The 11,181-nt window shown below is 64.9% G+C and carries 1 protein-coding gene; it reads left to right on the forward strand.

The window, feature by feature from the left end; translation table 11 throughout:
• A partial coding sequence (locus ACIA48_RS30195; RefSeq protein ID WP_396739992.1) for an amino acid adenylation domain-containing protein occupies window positions 1-11,181 on the forward strand: 11,181 nt, incomplete at both ends.

Here is an 11,181-nt window from a genome sequence, read left to right on the forward strand (position 1 = left end):
TTGAGCGCCTCGCGGTTCGTGGCGTGTCCGTTCGGGGCACCCGAGCAGCGCATGTATCGCACCGGGGATCTGATGGCTTGGGGTGCCGATGGGCAGCTGCGGTATGTGGGTCGTGCTGATGAGCAGGTCAAGATCCGCGGCTATCGCATCGAGCTGGGCGAGGTGCAAGCCGCGCTGAGTGCCCTTGATGGAGTTCAGCAGGCGGTGGTGATTGCCCGTGAGGACCGCCCCGGTGATAAGCGTCTGGTCGGCTATATCACCGAATCGGCCACCGGCACTGCTGATCCCGCCGCGCTGCGGGCTCAGCTGAATAAGCGATTGCCGGGTTATATGGTGCCGACCGCGGTGGTGGTGCTGGAGTCGTTGCCGTTGACGGTCAACGGCAAGCTCGACACCCGCGCCCTGCCGTCACCGGAATACACCGATACCGATCGCTACCGCCCGCCCGAAAGCGCGGTCGAAGAAATCCTGACTGGCATCTACGCCCAAGTCCTCGGACTACAGCGGGTCGGGGTTGACGAGTCGTTCTTCGCGCTGGGTGGGGACAGCATTTTGTCGATGCAGGTGGTGGCGCGGGCGCGGGCGGCGGGTTTGGTGTGTCGCCCCCGTGATGTGTTCGTCGAGCAGACGGTGGCCAGGTTGGCTCGAGTTGTCGAGGTGGCTGACAGCGCCGAGGGCATCCTCGATGAGGGTCTGGGGTCGGTGGTGGCGACCCCGATCATGGGCTGGCTGGCCAGTGTGGACGGCGAGGTCGACCAGTTCAATCAGACGATGGTTGTTCAGGCCCCGGACGGGGCGACGCACGCCGATGTGGTGGTGCTGGTGCAGGCCCTGTTGGATCGGCATGCCATGTTGCGGGTGCGTGTCGCCGAGGACGGCGCCGGGGGGTGGGCGCTGACGGTGCCCGAGGCCGGTTCGGTAGCGGCCGCCGGTTGTGTGCAGGTCGTCGATGCGCTTGATGACGATGCCGTGGTGGCGGCGCGGTCGCGGTTGAACCCGGCGGCCGGGGCGATGCTCAGTGCGCTGTGGGTGGCCCCTGCCGATCAGTTGGTGTTGATCATTCACCATCTGGCGGTGGATGGGGTGTCGTGGCGAATCTTGTTGGAAGACTTGAATATCGCTTGGGCCCAGCATCACAGTGGGCAGCCGATCGCGCTGCCCGCGGGCGGGACGTCTTTCGCTCGGTGGTCGACGCTGCTGGCCGAGTACGCCGATGCGCCCGAGGTGGTTGCCCAGGCCGACGCGTGGCGACAGGTGACGGCGATTCCCGCGGTGTTGCCGGCGGTGCAACCCGGTGTGGACACGTTCACCACCGCAGGAAACTTGTCGGTGGACCTGGATTGCGAGACCACCCGGATGCTTCTGGGTGAGGTGCCGGCGGCGTTCCATGCCGGGGTGCAAGACATCTTGTTGATTGCGCTCGGCTTGGCGTGCGCGGAGTTCCTGGGCACGGGCGGGTCGCCGATCAGCATCGATGTGGAGGGCCACGGCCGTCAGGAGGAGGTGGCCGCCGGGGTTGATTTGACCCGCACGGTCGGCTGGTTCACCACCAAGTATCCAGTGGCCCTAAGGGTGGGCGGGTTGTCTTGGGCGCAAGTGATTTCCGGTGGGCCCGGGCTAGGGGCGGTGCTCAAGGACGTCAAGGAGCAATTGCGCGCTCACCCCGACGGTGTGACCTACGGGTTGTTGCGGTATCTGAACCCCGACATCGAGTTGACCGGGTCAGATCCGGCGATCGGGTTCAACTATCTCGGTCGGTTGGGCGCGGCGGCGGGAGAGGTTTCCGAGGACCTGTGGCGGGTTTCGCCGGAGGGGCTGGCGTTGACCGGTGCGGCGGCGGTGATCCCGATGCCCTTGATGCACACGGTGGAACTCAACGCCGCCACCGCCGACACCGAAACCGGGCCGCAGTTGCACGCGAACTGGACCTGGGCGCAATCGGCGCTCGACCACGCGCGCATGGACCGGTTGAGCCGGTTGTGGTTCGACGCCCTGGCCGGGATCTGCGCGTATGTGCGCGCCGGCGGGGGCGGGTTGAGCCCCTCGGATATCGTCCCGGCCCGGTTGAGCCAGAAGGATATCGACGAACTCGAGCAGCAGCACCGGATCATGGATGTGTTGCCGTTGACTCCGCTGCAGCAGGGGCTGCTGTTCCACGCCGGCACCGACCGCGACAACAGTGATGACGTATATGCGGTGCAGCTGGATATCACGATCGCCGGCGCCCTGGATACACAGCGGCTGCGCGAGGCGGTGTACACCGTGGTCAGCCGCCATCCTCATCTGGTTGCCCGATTCTGGGACCGGTTCGACGAGCCGGTACAAGTCATCGAGGCAAATCCCGAATTGCCCTGGCGAGAAGTAGATTTGAGCGTGCACGGCGCCGACGGTATCGAGGATCGGGTCGAAGCGGTATATGCGGCTGAGCGCGCGGCGGTAGGTGACCTCGCCACCCAGTTGCCCTTCCGGGTGACGCTGATCCGCACTGGACCAGAGCTGCACCGGTTTGTGCTTACGAATCACCACATCGTGATGGACGGCTGGTCGCTGCCGATCCTGCTGGGTGAAATCTTCACCGGCTATTACCGCCAGCCGTTGCAACCGCCCATTCCGTACCGCCGATTTGTCAGCTGGCTGGCCGAACGCGACCCCGACGCCGCCCGCACGGCCTGGCGCGAGGTGTTGGCCGGGTTCGATACCCCGACCCTCGTGGGCCGACCGGACCGACTGGGGCTAGGCAAGCGAAAAGCATTCTCCTGCAGAGTATCTGAGCAAACCACTCGGGGGCTTGCCGAGTTGGCCCGCACACATGAAACGACCGTCAGCACAGTGTTGCAAGCCGCGTTCGCGCAACTGCTGAGTTCGTTGACCGGCCATCAGGATGTGGTGTTCGGCACCGTGGTGTCCGGACGCCCGACCGAGGTGGTCGGTGCGGAGTCGATGGTCGGGCTGTTGATCAACACCGTGCCGGTGCGCGCAGCTCTCACCGCATCCACCACCACCACTGAGCTGCTCGAGCAACTGCAGGCCGCTCAGTACCGGACTTTGGATCACCAGCACATGGCGCTGCCGGAGATTCATCGCCTCACCGGTAACGACCAGTTGTTCGACACGTTGTTCGTCTACGAGAACTACCCGGTTGACACCGCCGAGTTGTCAGGCGACGGCGAGTTGACCATCACCGAATTCGCCACCCGCGAATACAACCACTACTCGTTCGCGATGCAAGCCGCACCAGGCCGTGAGTTGGGGCTGCGCATCGAATACGACACTGACGAATTCGATGCGGGCAGCATCGAAGCGCTGATCAAGCGATTCGAGCGGGTGATGGTCGCGATGACGGCCTATCCGTCACGTCCGTTGTCATCGATCGACATGCTCGATGTGGCTGAGCGCGACAGACTGTATGAGGTGGGCAACCGAGCGGCCTTGACCGCACGGACGCTCACTCCGGTGTCGATTCTTATGCTGTTCGCAATACAGGTGGCCAAGGCTCCCCAAGCCGTGGCGATTAGCTGCGGCGGCCGATCGGTGTCCTACCGTGAGCTTGATGAGGCATCGAATCGGTTGGCGCACCTGCTGATTGCTCGCGGGGTGCGTGCGGGTGATCGGGTGGCGCTTTTGGTGGAGCGTTCGGCCGACGCGGTCGCGGCGATCCTGGCGGTGCTCAAGGCCGGGGCAGCATATGTGCCGCTCGACCCGGCCCATCCCGATGTCCGCATCGGGTTCGTACTCGCCGACGCAGCTCCGATCGCCGCGCTGACCACCGCCGAATTGCAACCGCGGCTGGCCAAGCAAGAGATCATGGTCATCGATATCGACGACCCCGCCATCGATACCCAGCCCGGCATAGCGCTGTTGCCGCCGTCTCCGGACGACATCGCCTACCTGATCTACACCTCGGGCACCACCGGCGTTCCGAAGGGTGTCGCGGTCGCGCACCGCAACGTTATTCGGCTGCTGGAGGCGTTGGAGCCTGACGTGCCTGCGCCGGCGGTTTGGTCGCAATGTCATTCGTTGGCGTTCGACGTTTCAGTGTGGGAGATCTTCGGTGCACTGCTGAGCGGCGGGCGACTGGTGATGGTCCCCGATGCGGTGGTGCGCTCCCCCGAAGAGCTGCACACGCTGTTGGTCGCCGAGCAGGTCGGCGTGCTCAGCCAGACCCCATCGGCCTTCTATGCCCTGCAGACTGCAGACGGGCTGGCTCCGGAGGTGGCTGATCAGCTCAAGTTGGAGACGGTCGTCTTCGGTGGGGAGGCGTTGGAACCGGCTCGAATTGGAGGATGGCTGGGTCGTCATCCAGGGTTGCCGCGTCTGCTCAATATGTATGGCATCACCGAAACCACGGTGCATGCCTCAGTCCGCGAGATCCTCGCCGCCGATATCGACAATGCGGTGTCCCCAATCGGGGTTCCTTTATCGCACTTGGGATTTTTCGTGCTCGATGGCTGGTTGCGCCCAGTGCCCACCGGCGTGGTGGGCGAGTTGTATGTCGCCGGTGCAGGCCTGGCCGAGGGCTATGTCGGACGCGCCGGCTTGACCGCCTCACGGTTCGTGGGGTGTCCGTACGGGGCGCCCGGGCAACGCATGTATCGCAGCGGCGATCTGGTGGCGTGGAACGCCGATGGGCAGCTCGATTATGTGGGCCGGGCTGATGAGCAGGTCAAGATCCGTGGATATCGCATCGAACTCGGCGAGACCCAGGCTGCGTTGAATGCCCAGGACGGGGTGGAGCAGGCGGTCGTGATCGCGCGTGAAGACCGCCCCGGCGACAAGCGTCTGGTCGGCTACATCACCGGCACGGCCGACCCGGCCGAGATCCTCCAGCGACTCGGTAACCGGTTGCCTGGCTACATGATTCCTACCGCGGTAGTGGTGCTCGACGCGTTGCCCCTGACCGTCAATGGCAAGCTCGACAAGCGCGCACTGCCTGCACCGGAGTACGCCGACGTCGAAGGCTACCGCGCCCCGGCCACCCTCACCGAGGAGATTTTGGCAGGGATCTATGCCCAGGTGCTTGGTGTGGACCGCGTCGGGGTCGATGACTCATTCTTCGCGCTGGGCGGCGATTCGCTGTCGGCGATGCGATTAATCGCCGCAGTCAACACCAGCTTGGGCGGCCACCTTGCGGTGCGTGCGGTCTTCGAGGCACCGACGGTGGCCGAGCTCGCACCGCGAATTGGCGCCGAGGTGGGAGGGTTGGCGCCGTTGGTGGCAGGTGCGCGTCCGGCGGTGGTGCCGTTGTCATTTGGCCAGCATCGGTTGTGGTTCCTCGATCAATTGCAGGGACCTTCCGCGGTTTACAACATGGCGGTGGCTTGGCGCCTGAACGGGCGCCTGGATGCGGCCGCTTTGGGCGCGGCGCTGGCTGATGTGGTGGGCCGCCATGAAAGCCTGCGCACCCTGTTCGCGGCGCCCGAAGGAATCCCGCAGCAGGTGGTGGTTCCGGTCGACCGGGCCGACTTCGGATGGGATGTCGCCGACGCCGACGGCTGGCCGGACCAACGGTTGAGTGAAGCTGTCGATGCTGTGGTGGGTGAGCCGTTCGATCTGGCCACCCAGATTCCGTTGCGGGCCAAGCTTTTCCGCATTAGCGAGAAGGAGCATGTGCTGGCGGCCGCGGTGCACCATATAGCCGCCGACGGGATGTCAATCGCCCCGCTGCTTGGTGATTTGCGGCTGGCCTATGCCAGTCGATGCGCAGACCGGGCGCCCAATTGGGTGCCGTTGGCGGTGCAGTATGTCGATTACACGCTATGGCAGCGCGCGCAGTTCGGTGATCTCGCCGATCCCCATAGCCGCATCGGCGCGCAGCTGGCCTACTGGGAGCAGGCCTTGGCTGGGATGCCCGAGCGGCTGGTGCTTCCTACCGATCGGCCTTATCCACCGATCGCCGATTACCGCGGCGCGCGGGTGGTGGTCGATTGGTCGGCGGAGTTGCAGCTGCGGGTGGCTCGACTGGCCCGTGAGCACAATTCAACCAGTTTCATGGTGGTTCAAGCCGCCTTAGTGGCATTGCTGTCGAAGATCAGCAACAGCCCGGAGGTGGCGGTGGGCTTCATTATCGCGGGGCGCCGCGACCCCGCCCTCAACGAGCTGGTTGGCTTTTTCGTCAACACCCTGGTGTTGAGGGTTGATCTAGCCGGCGATCCCAGCGTCGCCGAACTGCTGACTCAGGTGCGCACGCGCAGCCTGGCCGCCTACGAGCATCAGGACGTGCCATTCGAGCTGCTGGTAGAGCGGCTTAAGCCGGCTCGGTCCCTGGCTCATCATCCTCTGGTTCAGGTGCTGCTGGCCTGGCAGAACCTTGCGGGTCAGAAAAACGCCGATGTCAAGCTGGCATCGGATGACTTAGAGGTCACGCCGCTTCCGTTGGAGACCCACACCGCCCGTGCGGATCTGGCGTTCCATCTTGGAGAGCGCTGGACCGAGGCTGGTGAGTCCGCCGGGATCGGCGGGGATGTCGAATTTCGCACTGACGTGTTTGACGCGGACACCATTCAGGCGCTTGTCGAGCGGCTTGAGCGGGTGTTGGTGGCGATGACCTCCGAGTCCACTCGGCCGCTGTCATCTGTGGATCTGCTGGATGAGGGTGAGCATTCCCGCCTGGATGAAATCGGCAATCGCGCCGAGTTGTCTCGCCCGGCGCCGCCCCAGGTGTCGATACCGGAGGTGTTCGCCATGCAGATGGCCCGTGCACCCGAAGCCGTAGCGGTTGTCTCCGAGGGCTTCTCGATGACGTACCGGGAACTCGAGGACGCGGCCAACCGGTTAGCTCACCTGCTGTCCGCAAATGGTGTGGGCTCGGGCCAGTGCGTGGCGATGCTGTTATCGCGCTCGGCCGAGGCGGTCGTGGCGATGCTAGCGGTGCTGAAAACCGGCGCGGCGTATCTGCCAATTGATCCGACTCTGCCGAGAGCGCGAATGGAGTTCATGATCGCCGATGCAGCGCCGGTCGCGGCGCTCACGACTCCGGGCTTCCGCTCAAGGCTCGACGGGTGTGACTTGCTGGCGATCGATGTCGACGACGCGGCTTTGAACGTCCAGCCCCGCACGCCACTGTCGACATTCGCTCCCGCGCCGGATGACATTGCCTACTTGATCTATACCTCCGGCACCACCGGAACGCCGAAGGGCGTGGCCGTGGCGCACCGCAACGTGACCCGGCTGCTGGAATCCCTGGACGCGGAACTAGAACTGCGAGAACAGGTGTGGTCGCAGTGCCATTCCTTGGCCTTCGACTTTTCGGTGTGGGAGATCTGGGGTGCGCTGCTCACTGGCGGCCGGCTGGTGGTGGTGCCCGATGAGGTGGTCCGTTCACCTGAAGAACTGCACGCCATGCTGGTCGCTGAGCAGGTCACTGTATTGAGTCAGACCCCGTCGGCGTTTTATGCGCTGCAAACCGTTGACGCGCAACATTGGTCGGAGACTTCAATCACGGCGTGGGAACGCCAGGTGACACGCTGGCTCGATCTGAGCGCGTCGCAGTCACCTGAAGTGAACGGTGAGCTCAAGTTGCAGATCGTGGTGTTTGGCGGGGAGGCGCTAGAACCCCAGCGTCTTGAGAGCTGGTTGGACAATCACCCGGGCCTGCCGCGTTTGATCAATATGTATGGCATCACCGAGACGACGGTGCATGCCTCCTTCCGGAAGATCGTCGCCGCCGACCTCGCCAGCCCTGTTAGCCCCATTGGAGTACCGTTGGCACATCTTGGTTTCTTTGTGCTGGACAGGTGGTTGCGTGCGGTACCCGCCGGTGTGGTCGGGGAATTGTATGTGGCCGGCGCCGGCGTAGCCGAGGGGTACGTGGGCCGGGGTCCGTTGACATCGTCGCGATTTGTCGCGTGTCCGTACGGGGCGCCCGGGGCGCGGATGTACCGCACCGGGGATCTGGTCTCGTGGGCTCCCGGCGGCGAGCTGCGCTATGTGGGCCGGGCTGATGAGCAGGTCAAGGTCCGCGGCTATCGCATCGAGCTCGGCGAAGTCCAAGCGGCGCTTGCCGATTCCGACGGCGTGGAGCACGCGGCGGTGATCGTCCGCGAGGACCGCCCCGGCGACAAACGTCTGGTCGGGTATGTCACCGAGTCGGCGAGCGGGGCGGTGGACACGACTGGTGTCCGCGCGGCATTGAGTGAGCGGTTGCCGGGGTACATGGTGCCGACCGCGGTGGTGTTGCTGGATGCGTTGCCGTTGACCGTCAACGGCAAGCTGGACAAGCGTGCCCTCCCGGCACCGGACTACACCGATGATCTTCGCTACCGCGCACCCGAGAGTGCTGTCGAGGAGATCCTGGCCGGCATCTATGCCCAAATCCTCGGGCTTGAGCGGATTGGGCTAGATGATTCGTTCTTCGAGCTAGGCGGCGACAGCATTTTGTCGATGCAGGTGGTGGCCCGGGCCCGGGCTGCAGGTCTGTTGTGTCGACCGCGTGATGTGTTCACCGAGCAGACGGTGGCCCGGCTGGCACGGGTGGTCGAGGTGTCCGACAATGCTGCCGGCGTCATCGACGAAGGTCTTGGGACGGCGGTTGCGACCCCGATCATGCGATGGCTGGCCGGTGTGGGTGGCCCGACAGACGAGTTCAACCAGACGATGGTGGTGCAAGCCCCGGCTGGAGTCAGCCGGTCGGACGCGGTCGTGCTGGTGCAGGCACTGCTCGATCGCCACGCCATGTTGCGCCTGCGCGTCGACGATGACACCGCTGGGGGCTGGGCGCTGCACGTGCCCGAGGCCGGGGCGGTGCAGGCCGGTGACCTTGTGTACACCGTGGAGACTCTCGATGATGCGGCGGTGGCCGCGGCGCGATCGCGGTTGAACCCGGCCGCCGGCGTGATGCTCAGCGCGCTGTGGGTGGCCCCCACCGGGCAACTGGTACTTATCATCCACCACTTGGCGGTGGACGGAGTGTCGTGGCGAATCCTGTTGGAAGACCTCAACATTGCCTGGGTCCAGCACCACGGCAGACAGCCCATTGCGCTGCCGGCTGGTGGGACGTCGTTTGCGCGGTGGTCGACGCTGCTGGCCGACCGCGCGCGCACCCCTGAGGTTGTCGGCCATGCCGAGGCGTGGCGCCAGGTGACAGCGACCCCGGCCGCCCTGCCGGCGGTGCAGCCCAGCGACACGTTCGTCACAGCCGGGCATTGGGCCGCGCAGTTGGACGCCGACACGACCCGGATGCTGCTCAGCGAGGTGCCGGCAGCTTTTCACGCCGGTATCCACGACATCCTGTTGATTGCATTCGGCATGGCCATCGCGGAGTTCCTTGGCACAACCGCAACGCCGGTTGCTATCGATGTGGAGGGCCACGGCCGCGATGAGGAACTGGCCGACGGGGTCGACCTGTCGCGCACGGTGGGCTGGTTCACCACCAAGTATCCAGTGGCACTGAGTATCGGCGGGCTGGAGTGGGCGCAGGTGATCGCCGGTGACCCGGTGGTGGGCGCCCTGGTCAAAAACGCCAAGGAACAACTGCGCGCCCTGCCCGACGCGATGACTTACGGGTTGTTGCGATATCTGAACCCCGATGTCGATCTCGACGGGGCCGATCCGGTGATCGGGTTCAACTATTTGGGCAGGCTGGGCGTGGCGGCGGGGGAGGTCTCCGATGACCTCTGGCGCATTTCCGCCGAGGGCTTGGCGTTGACCGGTGCATCCGCGGCGATCCCGATGTCGTTGATGCACACCGTCGAGCTCAACGCCGCCACGGCTGACACTGTCGATGGCCCGCGGCTGCAGGCCAATTGGACGTGGGCGCCCTCGGTGCTGGATCAGACGCAGGTAAACCGGTTGGCGCGGTTGTGGTTTGAGGCGCTGGGCGGTATCGCTGCGGTTGTGCGCGCCGGTGGGGGCGGATTGACACCCACCGATATCGTTCCTGCCCGGTTGAGCCAGCCCGAACTCGATGAACTGTGCCTGCAGTATGCGGTGGCGGATGTGTTGCCGTTGACCCCGTTGCAGCAAGGGCTGATGTTTCACGCCGGCACCGCGCAGTCCGACGGCGATGACGCGTATGCGGTGCAGCTGGTCTTCGGCATCTCCGGCCCGCTCGATGCACTGCGGCTGCGTGAGGCGGTGCACATGGTGCTCGCTCGGCATCCGAACTTGGTGGCCCGTTTTTGTGACCGGCCTGACGAGCCGGTGCAGATCATTGAGACCGATCCCGAATTGCTCTGGCGTTACGTTGATTTGAGCACCGACGTCGTCGACATCGAGGAGCAGCTCCAAAGTGCCTGCGCCGCTGAACGCGCCGCGGTAGGCGATCTGACTGAGCAGCCGGCGTTCCGGGTGATGCTGATCCGCACCGCACCTGATCGGCACCGTTTGGTGCTGACCAATCACCACATCGTGATGGATGGCTGGTCGCTGCCGATCGTGCTGGGCGAGATCTTCGCCGGGTATTACCGCCAGCCGCTACCCCCGCCTGTTCCGTATCGTAGGTTCGTCAGCTGGCTGGCCGACAGGGACTTGGATGCTGCCCGCGCGGCATGGGGTGAAATGCTGGCCGGGTTCGAAACCCCCACTCTGGTGGGTCCGCCCGCACGACCGACCGTAGGCGCCCGAGGCGCGATCAGGCATCAGCTCTCCGAACAGGTCACCGGGGCGCTCACTGAGTTGGCGCGCGCACGTCACACCACCGTCAACACGGTGCTGCAGGCCGCTTGGGCGCAGATTTTGAGCTCGCTGACCGGCCAACACGATGTCGTCTTCGGCACCGCGGTCTCGGGGCGCCCGACCGAGCTGGCCGGTGCCGAGTCGATGGTCGGCTTATTGCTGAATACCGTGCCGGTACGCGCGACGCTCACGGCCGCGACGAGCGCCGCCGAGCTGCTTGAGCAGCTGCAAAACGCTCACAACAACACGCTGGATCATCAGCATCTGGCGCTGACCGAGGTTCACCGCCTCACCGGGCACGACCAATTGTTCGACACCTTGCTCGTCTACGAGAACTACCCCATCGACGCGGCCACACTGGTCGCCGAAAATGACTTGGCCGTCGACGAATTCATTACGCGTGAGTACACCCACTATCCGCTCGCCGTGCAAGTGTCGCCCGGTCGGGAACTCGGGTTGCGCGTCGAATACGACGCCGATGTGTTTGATGTGGGCGGTGTTGAGGCGTTGGTGGGGCGTTTTGAGCGGGTGTTGGTGGGGTTGGTTGGTGATCCGTTGCGGCGGTTGTCG

Source organism: Mycobacterium sp. NPDC051804, from assembly GCF_044452905.1.
Lineage (GTDB): Bacteria > Actinomycetota > Actinomycetes > Mycobacteriales > Mycobacteriaceae > Mycobacterium.